The organism is Brevibacillus brevis, from assembly GCF_900637055.1.
Lineage (GTDB): Bacteria > Bacillota > Bacilli > Brevibacillales > Brevibacillaceae > Brevibacillus > Brevibacillus brevis.
Genome location: NZ_LR134338.1, coordinates 3,491,662 through 3,511,095 on the forward strand (window position 1 = coordinate 3,491,662; position 19,434 = coordinate 3,511,095).

General features: G+C 48.3%; 18 protein-coding genes, 3 tRNA genes and 1 pseudogene. 1 reads left to right on the top strand and 21 read right to left on the bottom strand.

The window, feature by feature from the left end; genetic code table 11:
- Window positions 1–64: 64 nt before the first annotated feature.
- The 19 genes and pseudogenes from EL268_RS16455 to EL268_RS16545 form a co-directional block, all read right to left on the bottom strand.
- Window positions 65–880: a transglycosylase domain-containing protein gene (locus EL268_RS16455; RefSeq protein ID WP_106653129.1), complete on the bottom strand. Its 816-nt coding sequence runs from the start codon at window positions 878–880 to the stop codon at window positions 65–67.
- 109 nt (window positions 881–989) lie between these two features.
- Window positions 990–2,573: pseudogene (locus EL268_RS16460) on the bottom strand (acyl-CoA synthetase).
- Window positions 2,574–2,701: 128 nt separating this feature from the next.
- On the bottom strand, window positions 2,702–3,709 hold the full coding sequence (locus EL268_RS16465; protein WP_106653128.1) for a branched-chain amino acid ABC transporter permease: 1,008 nt from the start codon (window positions 3,707–3,709) through the stop codon (window positions 2,702–2,704).
- Between the two features lie 7 nt (window positions 3,710–3,716).
- The gene (locus EL268_RS16470) at window positions 3,717–4,577 is read right to left on the bottom strand and encodes a branched-chain amino acid ABC transporter permease (RefSeq protein ID WP_106653127.1); all 861 of its coding nucleotides are present in this window, start codon (window positions 4,575–4,577) and stop codon (window positions 3,717–3,719) included.
- A gap of 27 nt (window positions 4,578–4,604) precedes the next feature.
- Window positions 4,605–5,306, bottom strand: coding sequence for an ABC transporter ATP-binding protein (locus EL268_RS16475; RefSeq protein WP_106653126.1), 702 nt, complete (start codon window positions 5,304–5,306; stop codon window positions 4,605–4,607).
- Window positions 5,290–6,060, bottom strand: a complete 771-nt coding sequence (locus tag EL268_RS16480; RefSeq protein ID WP_106653125.1) for an ABC transporter ATP-binding protein — start codon at window positions 6,058–6,060, stop codon at window positions 5,290–5,292. The genes EL268_RS16475 and EL268_RS16480 overlap by 17 nt, the downstream gene beginning before the upstream one ends.
- Window positions 6,061–6,072: 12 nt before the next feature.
- A complete protein-coding gene (locus EL268_RS16485) occupies window positions 6,073–7,242 on the bottom strand; it encodes a substrate-binding domain-containing protein (RefSeq protein ID WP_373863433.1) in 1,170 nt (389 codons plus the stop codon).
- Window positions 7,243–7,309: 67 nt separating this feature from the next.
- Window positions 7,310–8,356: a 3-oxoacyl-ACP synthase gene (locus tag EL268_RS16490; RefSeq protein ID WP_106653123.1), complete on the bottom strand. Its 1,047-nt coding sequence runs from the start codon at window positions 8,354–8,356 to the stop codon at window positions 7,310–7,312.
- Window positions 8,353–8,769: a MaoC family dehydratase gene (locus EL268_RS16495; RefSeq protein WP_106653122.1), complete on the bottom strand. Its 417-nt coding sequence runs from the start codon at window positions 8,767–8,769 to the stop codon at window positions 8,353–8,355. The genes EL268_RS16490 and EL268_RS16495 overlap by 4 nt, the downstream gene beginning before the upstream one ends.
- A gap of 10 nt (window positions 8,770–8,779) precedes the next feature.
- Window positions 8,780–10,306, bottom strand: a complete 1,527-nt coding sequence (locus tag EL268_RS16500) for an o-succinylbenzoate--CoA ligase (protein WP_106653121.1) — start codon at window positions 10,304–10,306, stop codon at window positions 8,780–8,782.
- A gap of 33 nt (window positions 10,307–10,339) precedes the next feature.
- Window positions 10,340–10,945, bottom strand: a complete 606-nt coding sequence (locus tag EL268_RS16505; protein ID WP_106653120.1) for a TetR/AcrR family transcriptional regulator — start codon at window positions 10,943–10,945, stop codon at window positions 10,340–10,342.
- A gap of 206 nt (window positions 10,946–11,151) precedes the next feature.
- The gene (locus EL268_RS16510) at window positions 11,152–12,057 is read right to left on the bottom strand and encodes a C40 family peptidase (protein ID WP_106653119.1); all 906 of its coding nucleotides are present in this window, start codon (window positions 12,055–12,057) and stop codon (window positions 11,152–11,154) included.
- Window positions 12,058–12,392: 335 nt separating this feature from the next.
- The gene (locus EL268_RS16515; protein WP_106653118.1) at window positions 12,393–13,019 is read right to left on the bottom strand and encodes a fumarylacetoacetate hydrolase family protein; all 627 of its coding nucleotides are present in this window, start codon (window positions 13,017–13,019) and stop codon (window positions 12,393–12,395) included.
- A 58-nt stretch (window positions 13,020–13,077) separates the two neighbouring features.
- Entirely contained in the window at window positions 13,078–13,623 is a 546-nt protein-coding gene (locus tag EL268_RS16520) for a hypothetical protein (RefSeq protein WP_106653117.1), read from the bottom strand.
- 133 nt (window positions 13,624–13,756) lie between these two features.
- On the bottom strand, window positions 13,757–14,386 hold the full coding sequence (locus EL268_RS16525; protein WP_106653116.1) for a VanW family protein: 630 nt from the start codon (window positions 14,384–14,386) through the stop codon (window positions 13,757–13,759).
- A 125-nt stretch (window positions 14,387–14,511) separates the two neighbouring features.
- Complete coding sequence (locus EL268_RS16530) at window positions 14,512–15,558, bottom strand: NAD(P)/FAD-dependent oxidoreductase (protein ID WP_106653115.1); 1,047 nt, start codon at window positions 15,556–15,558, stop codon at window positions 14,512–14,514.
- 180 nt (window positions 15,559–15,738) lie between these two features.
- A tRNA-Leu gene (locus EL268_RS16535) sits at window positions 15,739–15,825 on the bottom strand.
- 7 nt (window positions 15,826–15,832) lie between these two features.
- Window positions 15,833–15,908, bottom strand: a tRNA-Thr gene (locus EL268_RS16540).
- 43 nt (window positions 15,909–15,951) lie between these two features.
- Window positions 15,952–16,028: transfer RNA gene (locus tag EL268_RS16545), tRNA-Asp, on the bottom strand.
- Window positions 16,029–16,205: 177 nt separating this feature from the next.
- Here EL268_RS16545 and EL268_RS16550 point away from each other — a divergent pair.
- The gene (locus EL268_RS16550) at window positions 16,206–17,114 is read left to right on the top strand and encodes a C40 family peptidase (protein ID WP_106653113.1); all 909 of its coding nucleotides are present in this window, start codon (window positions 16,206–16,208) and stop codon (window positions 17,112–17,114) included.
- Between the two features lie 79 nt (window positions 17,115–17,193).
- Here EL268_RS16550 and EL268_RS16555 read toward each other — a convergent pair whose 3' ends face one another.
- Complete coding sequence (locus EL268_RS16555; RefSeq protein WP_106653112.1) at window positions 17,194–17,433, bottom strand: hypothetical protein; 240 nt, start codon at window positions 17,431–17,433, stop codon at window positions 17,194–17,196.
- A 120-nt stretch (window positions 17,434–17,553) separates the two neighbouring features.
- The gene (locus tag EL268_RS16560; RefSeq protein ID WP_106653111.1) at window positions 17,554–19,341 is read right to left on the bottom strand and encodes a M3 family oligoendopeptidase; all 1,788 of its coding nucleotides are present in this window, start codon (window positions 19,339–19,341) and stop codon (window positions 17,554–17,556) included.
- Window positions 19,342–19,434: the final 93 nt, after the last annotated feature.

The following is a 19,434-nucleotide window of genomic DNA, read 5'->3' on the forward strand; positions in this document are numbered from 1 at the left end:
CTGCTTGATCTGTTCCATAGCAAATATCCCCTGCCATTTAGACAGGGGATTCCATCACATTCGATTATTTCGCTGCTCGTTTGGCAGTAGGAACAACGTATATCTGCTCGTTCTTTGCCAATGTACTCTCGCTTTGATCGATCACTTCCAATTCATTCATCCGGTTCAGCACAACCGCTTGCCGTTGTTTAGCCCGCTCCCAGTTCTTTACCGGTGAATAACGCTCTGGTCCTTTCGGTAAGGAAGCCAGCATTGCCGCTTCTCCCAGTGTTACCGCTCGATCGCCTGGTTCTGTTGCTTTTTTTCCGAAGTAAAAGGGAACAGCCTCGCCAATCCCGTATTTTCCGTGCCCGAAATAAATGACGTTGAGGTACATTTCGAGCAGTTCCTTTTTGCTGTATCTCTGCTCCAATTGCAAAGCGATCGCGATTTCCTTCACTTTTCTGGTCATCGTTTTGTCGTTCGTGAGAAACAGGTTCCGCGCCAACTGCATGGTGATTGTACTTCCGCCCTGCACGTAGGCACCTTCCTTAATATCGACCCAGATCGCTCGGCTCAATCCAATTGGGTCAACCCCTGGATGCTGCATAAACCGATGATCCTCTATCGCAACGAACGCCTTCCACACATGATCAGGCATTTCGTCCAGCTTTGCATAGCTGCTGGATTGCTGTATAGCAGCCAGCTTTTTTTCATCTATCCATATATTCCCTGTCCACGCAAGCACAATCGGCGCCAGGATGGCTGCCATCATGATCACGAGAAAACTGATACGCAGTCGTTTTTTCCAACGAACACCGAGTTTCTTCATGCTCTTGGGCATGCTCGCCGCTTCATACAAGTCGGTGTTTCTTCCTAATGGGATTGGAAGGTGGTTCATGCTGCATTCCCCCTTGCCTTGCTTCTACTCACATTGTAGGGGATGCGCGCATTTCGTCCCATCGAATCCACTTACAGCAATCTTACAATTTCGTAAGACAAACGATTGCCTACGAATGCTGATTTTGCTGTACCTCCAGCTGCCGCAGCTCGATCCGTCTGATTTTACCGGAGGTCGTCTTCGGCAGCTCCAGTACAAATTCGATTTTGCGCGGGTATTTATACGGCGCGGTTAATTGCTTGACATGGTTTTGCAATTCGACGATCAACTCTTCGGACGGCTCATTCCCTTTTTTCAAGATCACAAAGGCTTTTACCACATGCCCACGCTCTGGATCTGGACTGGCAACCGCCGCACATTCCGCTACTGCCGCGTGCTTCACCAAGGCATCCTCGACCTCAAACGGACCAATCGTATATCCGCCTGAGATGATAATGTCGTCCGAACGTCCCTCGAACCAGATGTAGCCATCTTCGTCCATGCGGCCTTGATCACCCGTCACGTACCAGTCGCCGCGAAACGCTCTGGCAGTGCGCTCGGGATCATCCAGATAGCCTTTGAACAGCGCTACCATATGGCGATCAATAGCAATATCGCCTACCTTGCCTACTGGCAGTTCCGCTCCTTCTTCGTCAATAATGGCGATCCTCACAACAGGTGAGGGCTTGCCCATTGAACCTGGCCTTGGCTCCATGCCGACAAAGGTACCTACCAGCAACGTGTTCTCTGTCTGTCCGTATCCATCTCGCACGGTCAACTGGAAGACGCGGCGGAATGTGTCGATCACTTCCCGATTGAGTGGCTCACCAGCCGAACATGCGGAGCGCAAGGCGGACAGCTTGTATTGATCCAGATCCGTTACTTTTGCCATGATTCTGTACTCGGTTGGCGTCGCACACAAGACAGAAACCGGATATTTTTGCAGAATCGTCAAATAATTCTCCGCGGAAAACTTTCCTTTATAGACAAACGCGGTCGCTCCCAGCCCCAACGTAGAGACAAACGGGCTCCAGATCCACTTGGCCCAACCAGGCCCAGCCGTTGCCCAAACCACGTCACCTTCGCGAACGTCCAGCTACTGTGTAGCCGCCACAGCCAAATGCGCAAACGGCCAACCATGAACGTGCATAACCCCTTTTGGTCCCCCAGTCGTTCCTGACGTATAAGACAGGAAAGCCAGCTCATCCGACTTCGTGTTTACTACCTCAAATTCTGTGTCCTGCCCCTCGAACAACCCATTAAGCGAAATCCAACCTTCTTTCTCTTCGCCCGTCGTGATGTAGTGTTGCAGAGTAGAACAGTTGCCTCTCGTCAGATCAACCTCACTCATGGCTCCCGCGAAGCTGATCACAGCCTTGACTTTTGCATGATTGATCCGGTACTCGATATCTTTATAACGCAGCATCTCAGACCCTGGCAAAATCACTGCCCCCAGCTTTAGCAGTGCCAAATAGAGACCATAGGCCAACGTCCCTCGGGAAACCAGGACAAGTACCCGATCCCCATGCTCGATTCCAATGGACTCTAGACCATTCGCTATTTTGTTTGAATATTGGCGCAAATCTTCGTACGTAAGGATATGTTCTTGACCTTGTTCATCTAGCTCCCAAACCGCTCGTCTCTCCGGATGTTTTCTCGCCCATTCGTCTACTTGGGCAGCGAAGTTATAATTTTCTGGAAAGTTCAATTCCATAAGTACATCTCCACCTTTTCAAAGATTGATGAATAATAATTCGACATAACTATAATTCTCACCTTTTTCTTTCGAGAAAAATGGGACAAAAAAAGGCCAACCTTTTGCATGGGTTGACCTCCTCTCTTTCATTTCGATCCCTCTACTTGCTCTGTGATCGTTGCAGCCTGTACGGAACGCTGTTTTCTTTTTTCCCTCCATTCTTGAAAGCTGCCGACAATACCGCTCGGAAAGCAGAGAACGACCAATATATAGAGCAAGCCAAGGAAGATGACCCATCTCTCGAATATCGGGTGAAGCTTCGCCAACTCAGTCAGCCCGTGATGCGCCAGCTCTACGATCCCCGACCCCAAAATGGAGCCAAATAGCGTTCCCAGTCCACCGATCATGCTCATTAAGAGCGCATCCAGCGTCGTTTCAATTGAAAACACTTGGGTGTTTACGAATCGCAGCATAACCGCGTACAAGCCTCCACTAATCGCAGCTACCACTCCAGCAACGATGCTGACGATTACCTTATAATGAAGAATTTGATAGCCTAACGCTTCCGCACGTTGTTCATTTTGTCCGATGGCTTTGAGTACCTTACCCAGTGGAGAGCGCGTAAACGCCCGCAAGATGACAAACAGCATGACCATTAGGATCAGGCATACATAGTAAAAGGACAAACGATCACGAAACAGCTCCGGCACAGGGAAGGTGAAGCCATCCCCACCCATCGTCAGCGAGCGCCACTTTTCTGCCAATACGAATAGCAGCTGGGAAATCGCCAAGGTCAGCATCGCATAAAAATGACTTTTCAAACGCAAGGACAGCATCCCAATCACGTAGCTGAGAATGCCGGAGAGAACGATCGCAACGAGTACCCCGAGCAAGAAATAACCGATCGTCGCATCAAAGTTTTTCAGGAATAACGAAACGGAGTACGCCCCAATTCCGAAAAACATACAGTGCCCGAACGAGACGATCCCCGTATAGCCGAGCAACAAGTCAAAGCTCATGGCAAAAATCGCAAAGATAAAGATTTGGGTGAACAAGATGTACATGCTTCGCGAATCTGAAAGAAACGGCAAAACCGCCAAGGACAAAAACACAAACAGAATAAATCGATGGTTCAACAATCCGGATGTAGTCAACGCATGATCACCCCTTCGCTCCAAACAGGCCGGATGGTTTGATAAGCAGCACTGCCAGCATCAGCAGCATGTTCACTGCCAGTGAAAGCTCTGGAACGAAGTAAGCCATAAACGAGCCAAGCACCCCTACTAAAAGCGCCGCAACAATAGAGCCTTGAACACTTCCCATCCCACCGACAATGACGACGATGAATGCCAGAATCGCATACTGCATACCCATTTCCGCAAAAATAACCCCAGAATACGGTGCCAGCAGACTTCCTCCTAGCGCAGCCATGCCTGCCCCCAGCAAAAAGACGAAAGTAAACACTTGTTTAATATTGATGCCGAGTGCCTGCACCATTTCCTTATCGATGACGCCCGCTCGGACGATCAAGCCTAGTCTCGTTCTCGTCAACAACAGATGCAACCCGACGTACACAACTACTCCCACTGCGATGACAAACAAGCGATAAGTGATCAATATGATGTCGCCAAACTCGATGCTTCCTTGCAAATAATCTGGCAATACGGCCCGAATGGGATTGGGGCTCCAAAACACCTTGAGCAATTCACTGATCACGAGCATCCCGCCCAATGTCACGAGCAGTTGCTGAATGTGATCACCGTACACGGGACGGATCAGTACGCGCTCTAACACGAAACCGAGCAGCATCCCGATGACGACAGCACCGGCGATGGCCAGAAGAAAACTATCCGTCAATCCGAAAAGCCATACACCAGCAAAGGCTCCCCAAGCAAACAATCCACCGTGGGCAAAGTTCAACACACTCATTAAGCCAAAGATCAGCGTGAGCCCGGAAGCGAGCAAGAAAATGAGTATGCCTGTCGCCAGTCCATTTACAAGCAAATTAATCGCGACATCCATTTCATCCTCCCCCTCCCTGTTATACCCTCAGGCAATGCCCAAATATTTTTGTCGCGTATCTGCATCATCCTTCAACTCCTGCATCGCGCCACCGCGGACAATTTTCCCTTCATCCATCAAGTAGTACTGCTCGCCGATCATGCTGGCCATCATAAAGTTTTGCTCGACTAAAAGCACGGTCGTTTTCTGCTTCATCGATTCGATGTGAAACATGAGCTTTTCAACCATGATGGGCGCCAGCCCCTTGCTCGGCTCGTCAATTAACAAAAGTCCGCTACTGTTCACATAAGCTCGTGCAATCGCCAGCATTTGCTTTTGACCTCCGCTTAAGTGCCCACTTTTCTTTTTCCAGTAGTGACGCAGGTCAGGGAATAAATCCAGCATCCAAGCGAGCTTTTCTTTTTGTTCGTCGTCATTTTTTTGCATGGCGAGCCGGAACGTCTCTTCTACCGTAAAATCATGAAAAATCCCTTGATTCTCCGGTACATAGCCAATTCCCTTACGCGCGATGGAATAGGTCGGCAGATGTCCGATTTCTTCTCCTCGATAGCGAATTTGGCCATGACGGATCGGGGCAAGCCCCATGATGGAACGTAGCGTCGTTGTTTTGCCCGCGCCGTTTCGTCCAAACAAAACGGTAATACTGCCTACTTGCACAGACAGCGAGACACCCTGCAAGATGTGAAACTGGTCGAGGTACGTTTCGATGTGATCAAGTTGCAGCATCATGCTTATACAACCCTCCCAAGTAGGCAGACTGCACCTGTTCATTTCGCATCATGTCAGTCGGTGTCCCCTCAGCCAATAGCTCTCCATGAAACAGAACGACCATGTGATCGGAGAGTGATTTGACCATGTCCATCTTGTGTTCGATTAGGATGATCGTGCAGGTATTGCTTTCCTTAATCGATTCGATCACTTTCAATACAGCTGGGACTTCCTCCAACGAAATCCCCGCCGTCGGTTCGTCGAGCAAGAGAACATCTGGACGCAGTCCGAGGAGCATGGCTAGCTCCAGCTTTCGTTTCTCCCCGTGCGCCAATAGGCTTGCCAGCACATTCGCCTTTTTCTCCAGCAAAACCTGATGCAGCAATCGCTCCACTTCCTCTGCCTGTCGCATCTGATCTGCCTGGGAAATCCATAAGCGAAACCGAATGCCCTGTGCCGCTTGAACAGCCAAGCGAATATTTTCCCGCACCGTGAGCTTGGGAAACAGGTTCGTCAATTGAAACGATCGGCCAATCCCCAATCTCGTTCGTGCTGCTGGGGGCAAGTGTGTAATGTCCTGACCCTTGTATTTGATTTTTCCTTGCGAAGGAATAAGCTGCCCGCTTAACAAGTTAAACAACGTCGTCTTTCCGGCTCCATTCGGTCCGATGATCGAAGTAAATCGCTGCTTTGGTATGCTTAGCGATACCTTGTTTATGACTGTTTGCTCCCCGAATGCTACGCTGAGGTCAACCGTTTCCAACAAGTAACTCATCACACACCTCCTCTACTTCTGGTTCCTGACAGGTGGTGCTGTTTCTTCCATCGTCATCTCCCGGACGAGTACAGGCACAGGGTGATCGACTCCGTCTTTTTTCTCCAGCTTGATCGCGTACAACGTTTGCAGTGCCTGATGATCCTCCGCCCGGAACTGCATCTGGCCCTTCGGCGTATCAAAGGTCATGCCTTCCATCGCAGCAATCAGCTTCTCCGAATCCGTATCGGCGTTCGTCTTTTTCAGTGCTTCCACAATCGCTACGGCTGCCGTCATCCCGCCTGCCGTAAACAAATCTGGAATCTCGCCGTTAAAACGCTTTTTGTGCTCATCGATGAGCCAGTCGTTCATTTTCGTTTTCGGGAGCGAATGGTAATACACCGAGAAGCCTTCCATCCCGATCATTGCCTCCATCGTTTTCAATGCAGCGATATCAGGCGCTCCCGTAGACACCTTGATGCCTTTTTGCTGGACCTGCATATCTTGAAGCTGTTTCCACGGGGAGTTCGAGCCTGCCCACGTGATGAACACGTATTCGGGTTTGGCGCTGATGATTTTTTGGATGTTGGCTGTAAAATCAGTCGTGTTTGTGTCCACGTATTGTTCTTCGATAATGACAGCCCCTAATTTTTCAGCAGCGGTCTTAAAGGCTTCAATCCCTTCTCGACCGTAGGCGCTGTCTTGAGCCATCGTCGCGATCTTCGTTCCTTTGGAAGCAATCGCCGCAGCACCAGCAACTGCGTCCTGCGAGGAATTTCGCCCCGTGCGGAAAATGTATTTGTTCCAGTTTTTCCCGGTGATACTATCGGCTACAGCCGGTTCTACGACCATGATTTTTTTGTACTCTTCTGCCAGGGGAAGGACAGCTAGCGTATCGCCTGAACTCGAGGAGCCTACGAGAAAATCTACCTTGTCTGTCTCCATGAGCTTCGTCGCTTTTTGGACGGCGACATCTGGTTTCGTCTCCGTATCCTCCACGACAAACTCGATCTTTTTGCCAGCAATCTCTCTCTTGCCCTCTGTTGCATAATCGAGTCCGAGCTCAAAACCTCTTGCCGTCTGCTTGCCGTAGCTCTCCAATGGTCCCGTGAGCGAAGCGAGTACGCCTACCTTGATCGTATTGCCCCCACCAGATGAAGCGCTTTCATTTTGGCTGCAACCAACAGCAAGCACGACAGACATCACTAGCGGGAGCAACATTTTCCATCCTCTTTTTTTCACGCCAGTCCCTCCTCGAAAGTCAAAATGTTCATTGCGATTCGGCTAACCATTCCAGTACGGTTGCAGCCCACGTATACCCAGTTCCAGCACTGACAGCTACGACAATATCCCCTGGGGCAAGACGTCCCTCTTGCTGTGCGACATGCAGTCCAATACACGGATCGAGTGCAGACAAATGCCCGTAATGATCGAGATAGACGGCCTGCTCCTCGCTCAGCTGCAAACGTTCCAGCAGCTCCATGAACATCGAACGCTTTGTGTGCAAAGGAAGCAGCAGTTTCAAATCCCCCAAGGAACGATTGCTTTTTGCCAATGCCTGCTCTACCACATGGACAAAGTTCGGTATCGAGATGGGATCCAGTCGTTCTTTCATGTCGCTCGGATTCGGTACATCGATGAAGTGGAGTCTGTTTTCCACTGTTTCATGACTAGGTTTGTGCTTCGAGCCGCCTGCGGGTACCCTTATATCATCGTGAAAAGAACCATCGGTAATGACACAGCTGTGGAGAATTCTGCTCTTTGTAGCACCACGCTTTACGAGAGCTGCTGTCCCCCCATCTGCAAAATTAAACATGAAGCGCGAGCGAGGATTATCGTAATCGACGATTTGTGATTCTTTACAGCCAGCAACCAGCAGGATGTTTTCAATGGATGCATCTGCCGTCAGCATATCTTTTGCGACCTTCAAGGCGATTGGAAAGCACGAGCTGACATTCATCATCTCGAATCCGTATGCGTTTGTCGCTTTTAGTTCGTATGTAATCTTCGGTGCGCTGGACCATACATAGTAATCTTTGTGCGGACTGCCGAAGTAAATAATGACGTCAATCTCAGATGGATCGATCACTGAGCTGGTCAGCTGTTGGGCAGCGAGCACAGCGAGGTCTGATGCATGAAGGGTGTCATCTGCGACATGCTTTTGATATAGACCGAATTTTTCGATAATAACTCGCGTGGGGATTCCAGTCTTTTCAGCCAATCGTTCAGCTGTTTCTATTCCCTCTGGAAAAAAAACGGATGTCGCTTCCACTCCGATGGTCTGTTCGTGGATCGTATTCGCTTCAAGATGATTCATACTTTCGCTCCTTCCTTCGGTACGAGCATCGTCGCTGTTCCAGTCAGAACTACTTTTCCATGCTGATTCGTGCATTCCGTAAGCAAGCGGATGATGCCCCGCTCTTCCTGATATTCCAGTACGGTGGCGGTTGCAGTGATCGTGTCTCCGATCAGTACCGGAGCCGTAAACTGAATGGTCTGGTCTTTGTAAATGGAACCGATGCCAGGCAGCTGCATCCCGAGCAATCTGGATAACATGCTCGCCGTCAACAGTCCATGTGAGATACGTTGGCCGAACCGCGTGTCTTTTGCGTACTGCTGGTCGATGTGCACGGGATTGTAATCCCCACTCATTCCCGCAAACAGGACGATATCTGTTTCGGTAATGGTTCTGCTAAATGATGCTTGCTCCCCAATTGCAAATCTGCCCATGCGAATCACCTCATTGTGTAATGGAATCGGTCTTCAATCTGGTCAATGCTTGCTTGACGATTTTGCCTGTTGCATTGCGTGGCAGCTCGGTCAGAAATACGAATGACTTCGGGATTTTATACTTCGCCAATCTTTGCTCACAGTGGGCTTTGATGTATGCCTCCGTGAGGACTGCTCCTGCTTTGGGCACGATAAAAGCCTTCGCGACTTCTCCCCATTTTTCATCGGGTACACCGACGACTGCGGCTTCCTGAACGCCATCCAGCTCGCCGATGACCTGTTCCAGCTCCAGCGGATAAATGTTCTCTCCGCCTGAGATAATCATGTCTTTGCGCCTTCCTACGATATAGGCGAACCCTTCTTCATCAAAACGAGCCAAATCCCCTGTGTACAACCACCCTTCCCGGATGGTCTTGGCTGTTTCTTCTGGTCTGTTCCAGTATTCCTTCATCACATTGGGACCTTTGACGAGCAGTTCTCCGATTTCGCCTTGACCCACATCTTTTCCGTCATCCGAGATCAGGCGGACTTCACAAAACATGACGGGCTTGCCGATTGAGCCTGCTTTTCTTTTTGCATCTTCCTTCGCAATCATAAACACGGTGGGGGATGTTTCTGTCAGGCCGTATCCTTGTCCAAAAGGGAGGCCCCGCTCCTGAAAATGCTGGATGAGTTCCATGGGGCATGGAGCGCCGCCGTTGTAAAACCAACGGACGGAATTGAATGATGTGGTAGCAAACAAGGGACTTTGACGAATGGCTTCATGGATGGCGGGCACACCCATCACAATGGTGACTTGGTGTGCTTCGATTAGTTGAATCGCTTTATCAGGTTCGAACTTCCCGGCGACAACGACACGCCCGCCAGCAAGCCATGTAGGGAAGGCAAACAGTCCGATTCCCCCGATATGAAAGAGTGGCAACAAGACAATCGAGCAGTCTTCTGAGGTGAGATCAAGCGCGGCTACATTGTGTACGGAGTTCCAGAACATATTTTCTTGAGTGAGCACTGCTCCCTTAGGCTTTCCTGTCGTTCCTGATGTATAGCAAATGATGTATGGATCTTCTCCACTGCCATCATCTGCTCCGTTCCTACTGTGCTGGGATGACTCGTTCGGACCATACTGGCTCCAAGGGAGTTCGCCCGGTTCCAGCCATATTATATGCTCAACACTGGCCTTCCCTTTGATTAGCTCAATGGTGGCAGCGAACTCGGGCTGGGCACATAACACGCGGATACCACTATCCTCAAACTGATAGTCTAATTCTGCAGGGGTCAACCGAATATTAAAGGGGACGGCAATCGCACCGAGTTTGGCGATGGCAAACAGCAAGAGCACATACTCCAAACTGTTTTGGGACAAAATGCCGATCCGGTCCCCCTTTTTGACCTGCAGCTCATGTCGTAAATAGTTGGCAAGACGTTGGAGCTGTTCATTCATTTGCTGATAAGTAAGTGATTGATCGTTGGCAATCACTGCGATCCGCGTCGGAGTGATTCGGGCTCGCTTTTCAATCCAATAAGCAATTCCGTGCATGAACTCTACTCCTTTGCCTATAAAATGGATCGGTTACGGCTTGGCAGCAATCCCTTTCATAATCATCGACATGGCTGTTTCTAACACCTCATCAGGAACGTCTTCATTTTCCCAGTACACCCACCGCATCCCGATGAATTGTCCGATCGACATGAGACAGTAAGCCAGCGTCTCATGATCCATCTCTCGAAACGCCCCTTCGTTCATGGCTTTCTTCAGACTTCGTACGTACCCCGCTGCCAGTTTGGCGTAATACCAGCGATACAGCTCCTGATCGACGAGTGCAGCCTGTTGAATAATGCTGTACATGTTGCGATGATGCTTGATCCAACGAAAAAAGGCCAGAAATCCCAGTCGCAAATTCTCTTCTTGCGTGGGTGCTCCCATGATCGCTTCTTTGATCGTCGAACGTAGCTCTCTACTCAGCTGCCTGATCAATTCATCATAAATCGCTTTCTTGGACTCGAAATAATTGTAAAACGTTCCTTGGGACACCTGTGCATGCTGCGTGATCAAGACGATAGATGCATCATAATAACCCAGCTCGCCAAACACATGCTCTGCGGCATCCAGTATTTTTTTGCGGGTTTCCTGTCCTTTTTTGGTCAAAACAGGGGTAGGCAGACTATTTTCTGACACCTGAATCACCTCTCAGTTTTATTATATGTATAATTCTAAATATTACAACATATTTTACTCCCTATTTTTCTGCGAGAGGATTATTGCCAATAATTGACGCGAAACGATTTGAACGAACAAGCGTCTCTATTCATACAGAAGCTACATACAAAAAAGCTCCCATGCGAACGCACGAGAGCTAAATAAACCATATAGAGCTTGTCTGATTAAAGAACGCGCTTGGCTTTTACCACACGCTTTTCCCAGTTTGTCCCATCATACTTGGAGTAAGTCACGCCCGGACTGCCATACGTGTGCAAAATTTTCCCGTTACCCACGTAAATCGCAACGTGTGTGATTCGGTCAGAAGAGCTGTTGACAGATGCCTTCATGAAAACCAGATCGCCTTTTTGCAGATCATTTTTGGAAACGGTTTTCCCTACAGTAGATTGCTGGCGGGAATCGCGCGGCAGTGTAATGCCCGCTTCTTTAAACACACGTTGTGTAAAGGAAGAGCAGTCGAACGTTTTGGTTGTGCTGCTGCTGGAACCGTATTTGTACTTTGTGCCCAAATACTTTTCGCCATTTTTGATCACTTGGTCGGCAATATTGCTTACTGGCGGTTCTGGCTTGCTAGGAGAAGTCTCGGAAGAGTCTGTTTCCTCAATAATACGACGAGCCCCTACAAATTTGTTACTGTACTCCGAATATGTTTTTAAAACTACCTCGTCTTCCCCTTGCGAAGAATAGACGAATTGGTCACCGCCTATGTATATTCCCATAAAAGTTGGGCTGCCGCTTCCGCTGGAGGCAAAGAACACCAAATCCCCTGGCTCCACGCTTTTTTCGGATACTTTCTTCCCAGTCTTGTACAGGCTAGAGATTGTGCTCCCAATGGAAATCCCTACTTGTTTGTACGCATACGTAGCCAGCTCCGCAGATCCGAATTGCTTCGGTCCCTTTGCTTTGTACTGGTAATCCTTCCCAATCAAAGAAGTAGCAACATTTGCAATCTCTGACTGTTTTGAATCTTGTGTCTTAGCGGCCACTTCTCCAACTTGACCACCCATTAACAGGGACGTACTCAGCATGACTGCTACTGTTGACTTCATTACCCAATCTCGTTTCGTCACTTTCTTTTCCTCCTTGTCATGTTGTGGCACCCGTCTTGGGTACATGGACAGAATAGCGCAGGAGGAAACGGGAGGATAAGACCGTAAAATTTTCCAATAGTGGAATTGGTAGCATGGGACTAGTCAGAAAACGGGGTGCAAAGTAGACGGTTGCTACTTCTTAGTTCCATGGAACCATAAAGGTTACAAAACGGTTTCAAAGATAGTTTTCTTCGCGGAAAAACGGCATTTCACACGGCTTCCCGCATAATTGTTACTCGTTGAATGCATGCCCTGGCCCCAAACAAAAACCATCTTCTGCTTGTTTCTGTCAGAAGATGGTCCTTGATTCGTACTTATTTCATTTTAGCCGTAAACTGCCCCCAAGTCTCTTCTCCCCACTTGAGAGTGAGGACATCTCCATCCGTAACAGGTCCAACCCCCGCTGGCGTACCTGTGTAAATGATATCCCCTTGATCTAGTCCGAGATGCTCGGAAATATAGGCAATCATCGTTTCCAAATCAAATATCACATCACGCAAATTGCCGCGTTGTACTTGCTCTCCATTTTTCAACAAGGAGAAATCAGTTTGGTAGAGCTCATGAATACCAGGGAAAGGATGAAAAGACGTCAAAATAGCTGAATTTTTAAACCCTTTTGCCAACAACCATGGATGCCCAGCTTTCTTCAGCTCGCTCTGAACATCCCGTAAAGTAAAGTCGATCCCGAGTGCTATTTTATCAATCATCTCATCAAGTGTAGCTCCAGCCTCATACGGTCTCGCGATGTGAATCACAAGCTCCGCCTCATAATGGAGCTCTCCACGAGATGCCGGAAGCTCAATGGCCTCTCCATTTGCCAATGCAAGCGCATGTGTTGGCTTATCAAAAATCATTGGCTTGGTTGGCACATCGTTCCCCAACTCCGCGGCATGCAATCGATAGTTGCGACCGATACAGTAAATATTTTTGACTGACTCCATTTTGTCCTCTCCTTTGGTGGCTGTCTCTTTTTTCACTATATCATGGCTGCACGGCGTATTACAGCTTGTCTTGTTCATCCTCTTCCATGCAGTTTCCATAGCCAGGCCAAAGGCGGGCATTCCCTCGCGCTTCTACTTCAATCACGGTATCACATATGGATTCCAGCGCACTCTCCAGATCCATCTCTTGCTCAGAGCTCCAGGAAAATTCGTAATGAAAAATCACTTGCTGCTCTGTCGCTTCAGAGAGGACAAAGGCAAACTGCTGCTGTTGTTCCACGACATGCTTTCTGGCTTCAACCGTTGCCTGTACCGAGAACAAACCATCCCATTCAGCAACCATATATGTAGAAGTGACATCAATCCACAGGGAGGGAGTATCATTCGTTCGCCGAAAAATAACAGAGTCCTCCCGATAAAACCCGTAGCCAGAGGGCAGCGCACCCGAGAGCTTAAATGGGATTCCTACCGGCAAATCATTTGGCTTCAATGCGTGGACAAGTCTCCCAGGCAATAGATAACAACCATCCTGCTGGCGATCTAACCGTTCTCCCATGACGAGAACCTCTTGATTGTGTGAATCCCCTGTCACCTGAACGAACATCACGGCACCTCCCTCTAGAACAGTATGGTCAGGAATGCATGACTCAAAACCAAAAGACCATCCATTTTTTTCCTGACGAAATACCGAAAAAAACAGGGTTCATCCATAGGATGCCCCCTTTATTCCTTCTAAGCTACGCACGTATAATCGCAATTACAACATGTTCGTCATCATATGATTTTGCTTTGATTTTCACAGGGAAATCATTCAGGTTGGTAAATTTAAAATCCATATAGCCATACGCTACTGTGGCATCTTGCCCCACTGGCACGTATCCCACAGATTTGCTGTGGTTATGTCGCTCCACCATGGTCATGCCCGCTTCCGCAGCTGCATTGTAAAGCGTACTGGAAACCTGACAAATCCCGCCTCCATAGTCATCGACGAGCTGGCCGTTCTGAATAACCCCGGCCTTTTGCCAACCATCCTCTGGCAAGTTCGAATTGCCCACTACCTCATTGAATGAGAAAACCTCTTGCGGCTTGATTTTTTCATTATGAATCTTGCTCAATGCTTGCTTGATATTATGCTTACGCGCATCTGTGCTATCTTTCATCGATGAGTAATAAAAGCCGAGAACCTCCTCTTCCTTGAGGTCCATCTTGTCCACATACTTTTCCTGTAGCTTTTCCTGCAACTCGATAGCAGGAGATAACGGATCCACTTGTAATGCCATTGCACGCTCAGGCGCGTAGTTCATACCGAGCGAGAACACGAGAGCCACTGTTGCCATACTGATCGGCCAATGCCGAACTTTTTTCATTTCTGCTTCCTCTCCCACATTTGTTGATCGATTTACTGACGCTACACCTTGACTCTAACAATGTACCGTATGGGAAAAGCGCCTATCAACCTGCAAATGTTGGGCTTTTTGTCCTACATTAGGTTCTACTCGTCATCCTCATCGATAACCCCGAGGGCTTTATTCTTTTCTTTAAAGCGCTGGTTATGGGACGAAACGTACGCCATCCGATCTGCTACCGGGTCTATATGCAATTTCGCACTATTTACGGCCACAGCCGCATCTGTGAATGCTCCGGCAATCAGCGTAATCTTGCTGTCAAAGCTCGCAAAATCTCCCGCCGCAAAAATCCCTGGCAGATTCGTTGCCAGACGAGGACTAACAAACACGTTCCACTCATCCATGTCCAAGCCCCACTCTTTAATCCCGGTGAAGTCGGCCTTCAATCCGTGATTGACGATGATGGCGTCTACATCGATTTGTTCCGTCTCGTCTGTCTCCAGATGACGTATCGTCACTTTATCAATGGTTTCTTTGTCTGAGCTTTGCAATTGCGTGACCGCATACGGGGTGCGAACGATCGCAGAGGACTCTTTCATGCGCTTCACATTCCGCTCATGTCCACCAAATACATCACGGCGATGCACAACGGTTACGGACGCTGCGATTTGCACCAGTTCATTTGCCCAATCGACCGCGGAGTCGCCGCCCCCTGAGATGAGAACGCGCTTACCACGGAATGGCTCCAGTTCCTGCACTGTATAATGAAGATTTGTCACCTCGTAGCGCTCGGCTCCTTCGATCTCCAGCTTTGCCATTTTCAAAATACCTCGACCCAAAGCCAGTATGATCGTGCGGGTCCAATGCCGTCTCCCCGATTTTGCAACGAGTATGTACGTTCCATCTTCTTGTGGCTCTAGTCCAATGATCGCCTCGCCCAGGACGATGGTGGGATCAAATGTCTTCGCTTGCGCCACCAGATTGGCAATCAGCTTTTCGCATAGCTGTGGTGGCACACCGCCTACATCCCAGATCATTTTTTCTGGATAGATCAACATTCGTCCACCGAGCTCTTCTTTCGCTTCAATGAGTTTCGTCTTCATATCACGCATTCCGCTATAAAAGGCAGCGTACATCCCTGCAGGACCACCGCCAATAATGGTTACATCAAACAGCTCCAACTGTTCTCCCACAACTACCCCTCCACTGTCTTTCATGTTTGTTTATGAATCATCAATCATATTATTGAAAATGAGATTCATTATCACAATGTGATTGTAATGGAAAATGGAGGAGGATTCAACATTCAAGAAAAAATAAAAAGGTTCGTAAATAGCTTCTTCAGCCAATTTACGAACCTGTTGTTTGCCATATGGTGCGGTCGAGAGGACTTGAACCTCCACGGTGTTGCCACCACTAGAACCTGAATCTAGCGCGTCTGCCAATTCCGCCACGACCGCATAAAAATGGTGCCGGCAATAGGACTTGAACCCACAACCCCCTGATTACAAGTCAGGTGCTCTACCAATTGAGCTATACCGGCACATTTCGTGAAACTATGTAATTCGCACATTCTAGAGATAGAATGGCGGAGCTGACGGGACTCGAACCCGCGACCTCCGGTGTGACAGACCGGCGTGAACTCCAACTTCACCACAGCTCCATGTGGTTTTTGTCTCCAGCTCGTGGCGACTTCTGTAATATAGCACGATCCTATCTCCTGATGCAATAGTTTTTAAAAAAATAGTGAAAGATTATTTTTTTCATAGATTTACCAACCAAAATCCGATAGAATTTTAGCTAGATATGCAGATTTTAGTAGATTGGTGGAGACGATGACATGAAAAAGACTTCGAGGCTACTCACCTTCCTCGCCCTCTTCACTCTGCTGCCTACTGCTGCCCATGCTTCCTCATCGGCATATGTGGTATCAGCAGGTGATACGTTGAGCAAGATCGCACGCGAGCATCAGGTAACAGTGGATCAAATCATTCAATGGAACGAATTGAATGATGACAGATTGTCGATTGGACAGACTTTGTCTATTCATGGGGCAAACACTTCTGACTCTGTTGCGCCTGACATTCCTTCCGATGTAGCTGTCGATCAGAATGATAACGCTACCACTGAGCCTAAAGAACTAACGGCTGGAGAAAAAGCCCGCGTCTCTGGCGACGTGCTGAATGTGCGTAAAAAACCATCGACTGACGCAAAAGTTTTAGGCAAGCTAAGATTCGGTTCCATTGTAGAAGTCGTAGAAACGGGTAGTGAATGGACGAAAATCGAATTCGAAGATCGTGAAGCATACGTTGCTACAGAGTTCCTAAGTCCAAATCTCACTTCTACCGTTTCGCTGCCTGCCGAAGTAAATGCAGAAGATCTGGGTCGAATGAAGGACATTTTTGAGCCATTGCTCAATACACCATACGTCTTAGGCGGAACTACTCCGAATGGCTTTGATTGTAGTGGCTTTACTTCATACGTTTTTGAACAGCTTGGGGTTACACTTCCACGCACTTCTGAAGATCAATTCCGTGGCGGTCAAGAAGTATCACTGGATCAAGCACAGCCTGGTGACCTCTTGTTCTACGATTCGCTTGGAAAAGGACGCGTGTCCCACGTAGCGATCTATTTGGGTAATGGAACGATCGTGCATGCGAATGGCGAAGATGTTCGCTATGGCAAAGTCGAGTACATGCACAAACTCTACCCGTTTTACGGCGTGAAGCGTTACGCTAATTTCCAGTAAGCTTTCCTACACAGAAAAGCAAACAAACAGCCCTATCTGCTTTTTGCAGCAGTTCGAGGGCTGTTTGTCGTTCCTTCACTTAGTGCATTTCGGTATTATGGGCCTGATTTTGTTGTTGTTGCCCTCCGATTTCGATTTTGCCCAATGCTTGCTTCATTTTGTCGAGCTGAAGCTGATAATCACGAACGACAACGGTAAGAACACTGACAGACTCCTTGAAATCTGGCTCGCTGCTTACTCTGTCGATGGCTCTATGTAAATGCAGCATCTTGTTCTCCGTTTCCCGTAATAGGTCGAGTAACTGCAATCCGTTTACCACGTAATCACCTCATCTGTTTTTTCTTACTTTCTCCTTCCCCTCTGTTCCCTATGCGCACAAAAACGCTTTGCATCATGAATAAAAAACGTCCGCTAATGACATAGCGGACGTTCTTCCTATTTAGTTCAGGCGAGCAGACGCGAGCTCAACGAATTTGTCGATATCTTTTGCAACCAACGAGAGTGAATTCCGCCAGAAATCGACTGAGCGTACATCAACATCCATGATGGCTGCTACATCTGCAACGCTCATTTTGCCCGTTACAGATAAGAGCTTGTCGTACTGGTCAACAAAAGCTTCCCCGCGCTTAAGATACTCTGCGTACAAGCCTTTCGCGAACAGAAGTCCAAAAGCATACGGGAAGTTGTAGAAATTGTAATCCGCGCTATAATAGTGCGGTTTGCATACCCACATGTAAGGGTGTAGAGCTGCCGGATCCAAACCATCTCCGTAAGCATCCTTTTGTGCTTGCAGCATCAGTTCATTCAGAGTGGAAACAGACAAGGCACCTTCTGTTCTGCGCTCAAATACAGCAGTCTCGAACAAGTAACGGCTATAAATATCGACGATCACCTGACTTGCTCCGCTGATATCATTTTCCAAAATCGCAAATGCCTCCTCGGAGGTCGCTTGTTCAAGTGCTGCATTGGCAATGATGGTTTCGCACAAAATGGATGCGGTTTCGGCGATTGGCATCGGGTATTCGCTGTTCAAGAATGCTTCGTCTACGAGACATTCTCCGTGATAGCCATGTCCCAATTCATGTGCCATTGTACTTACATCGCTGTAGCTGCCTGTGTAATTGGACATAATTCTGCTCTCCCCTACGATATGCAGGTTGTAGCAGAATGCCCCTCCTCGTTTGCCTTCGCGAATCTCAGCATCAATCCACTGATTATCATAAGCTCGTGCTGCATAGTTGGCGAGCTTTTCGCTAAAGCTACCAAAGTGCTTCACGATGAAGTCGCGGGATTCCTCATAAGAGAACCGCATGTCTGCCTCGCCTACTGGCGCAAACAAATCATAAAACGGCAACTGAGCGCTCTCATGGCCGAGGAGCTTCGCCTTTGTACGGAAGTATTTATGGAAGGATGGCAAGCTCTCACGCATTGCCTGAAGCATTGCTTCGAGCGTCTCGCGGTCCATGCGGGAGTCTTGCAACGTCTTATCAAGCGGCGATTCATAGCCTCTGAGCTTCGCTACGGTAATAACCTCGCCCTTAATTCCATTCAAGCTGGCAGCAGCAGCTTCCACGATTTTTTTGTAAGCGGCAAGCTCCGCCTCGTAGGCCGTTTTGCGAAGCTGCGGATCTTTTTCGTTCGCCATGTTCCGCACCACTGGCAATGGAAGCTGTTTATGCTCCCCATCGACTGTAATGTCTACAAGCAACGTCGAAGTCAGCATTTCATGGAGCTTTGTCCATGCATTTGACCCTGTATTTTTCATTTTTGCCAGGATGATTTCTTCTTTTTCGCTCAGCATGTATTTGCTCTTGTCTGACATTTCTGTCAACATAAAGCGATGTGTTTCTAACAGCTCCGATTGGCTAATCAATTCGTCCAGGTTGTTCAACGTTCCTAGCCACTTTTGGAATTGCACGCCTGGTTCAACCAATTCAACAGCCTGATTCTGTACTTTTTCAATCGCGAGCAGTGCTGTTTCATTCTTGGCATCGACGCTGGCAGTCAGCTCTCCGTAGGCATACAAGCGGAATTGCGTTTGCAGGACAGAAGTCATCATCGTGATGTATGTCTCCATCTTCGCTACTGCATCTTCTGAAGATTGCAAGTTTTGCGCTGCCCAGCTTTTGATCTCTTCTGTTTCACGAACTAACTTCTCCCAATCTTGTTTCCATTCTGGTGCATCAAACGAGGAATACAAGACGTCCAATTTCCAGCGCATATTCATGGGCACGCGCCTCCTTTTCGCTTATGTAACAAGCCTATTGTAAAAAAATTTAGATGGATTCTGCAAGTTTTTACTAAGAAAACTTCTTTTGCA

Bases quoted from the DNA above. Each gene is read 5' to 3' on its own strand.
- EL268_RS16560 (WP_106653111.1), bottom strand. From the start codon at position 19,341: ATGAATATGCGCTGGAAATTGGACGTCTTGTATTCCTCGTTTGATGCA.
- EL268_RS16480 (WP_106653125.1), bottom strand. From the start codon at position 6,060: ATGAGTTACTTGTTGGAAACGGTTGACCTCAGCGTAGCATTCGGGGAG.
- EL268_RS16490 (WP_106653123.1), bottom strand. From the start codon at position 8,356: ATGAATCATCTTGAAGCGAATACGATCCACGAACAGACCATCGGAGTG.
- EL268_RS16550 (WP_106653113.1), top strand. From the start codon at position 16,206: ATGAAAAAGACTTCGAGGCTACTCACCTTCCTCGCCCTCTTCACTCTG.
- EL268_RS16455 (WP_106653129.1), bottom strand. From the start codon at position 880: ATGAACCACCTTCCAATCCCATTAGGAAGAAACACCGACTTGTATGAA.
- EL268_RS16475 (WP_106653126.1), bottom strand. From the start codon at position 5,306: ATGATGCTGCAACTTGATCACATCGAAACGTACCTCGACCAGTTTCAC.
- EL268_RS16485 (WP_373863433.1), bottom strand. From the start codon at position 7,242: ATGTCTGTCGTGCTTGCTGTTGGTTGCAGCCAAAATGAAAGCGCTTCA.
- EL268_RS16470 (WP_106653127.1), bottom strand. From the start codon at position 4,577: ATGGATGTCGCGATTAATTTGCTTGTAAATGGACTGGCGACAGGCATA.
- EL268_RS16525 (WP_106653116.1), bottom strand. From the start codon at position 14,386: ATGAAAAAAGTTCGGCATTGGCCGATCAGTATGGCAACAGTGGCTCTC.
- EL268_RS16515 (WP_106653118.1), bottom strand. From the start codon at position 13,019: ATGGAGTCAGTCAAAAATATTTACTGTATCGGTCGCAACTATCGATTG.
- EL268_RS16500 (WP_106653121.1), bottom strand. From the start codon at position 10,306: ATGCACGGAATTGCTTATTGGATTGAAAAGCGAGCCCGAATCACTCCG.
- EL268_RS16495 (WP_106653122.1), bottom strand. From the start codon at position 8,769: ATGGGCAGATTTGCAATTGGGGAGCAAGCATCATTTAGCAGAACCATT.
- EL268_RS16520 (WP_106653117.1), bottom strand. From the start codon at position 13,623: ATGTTCGTTCAGGTGACAGGGGATTCACACAATCAAGAGGTTCTCGTC.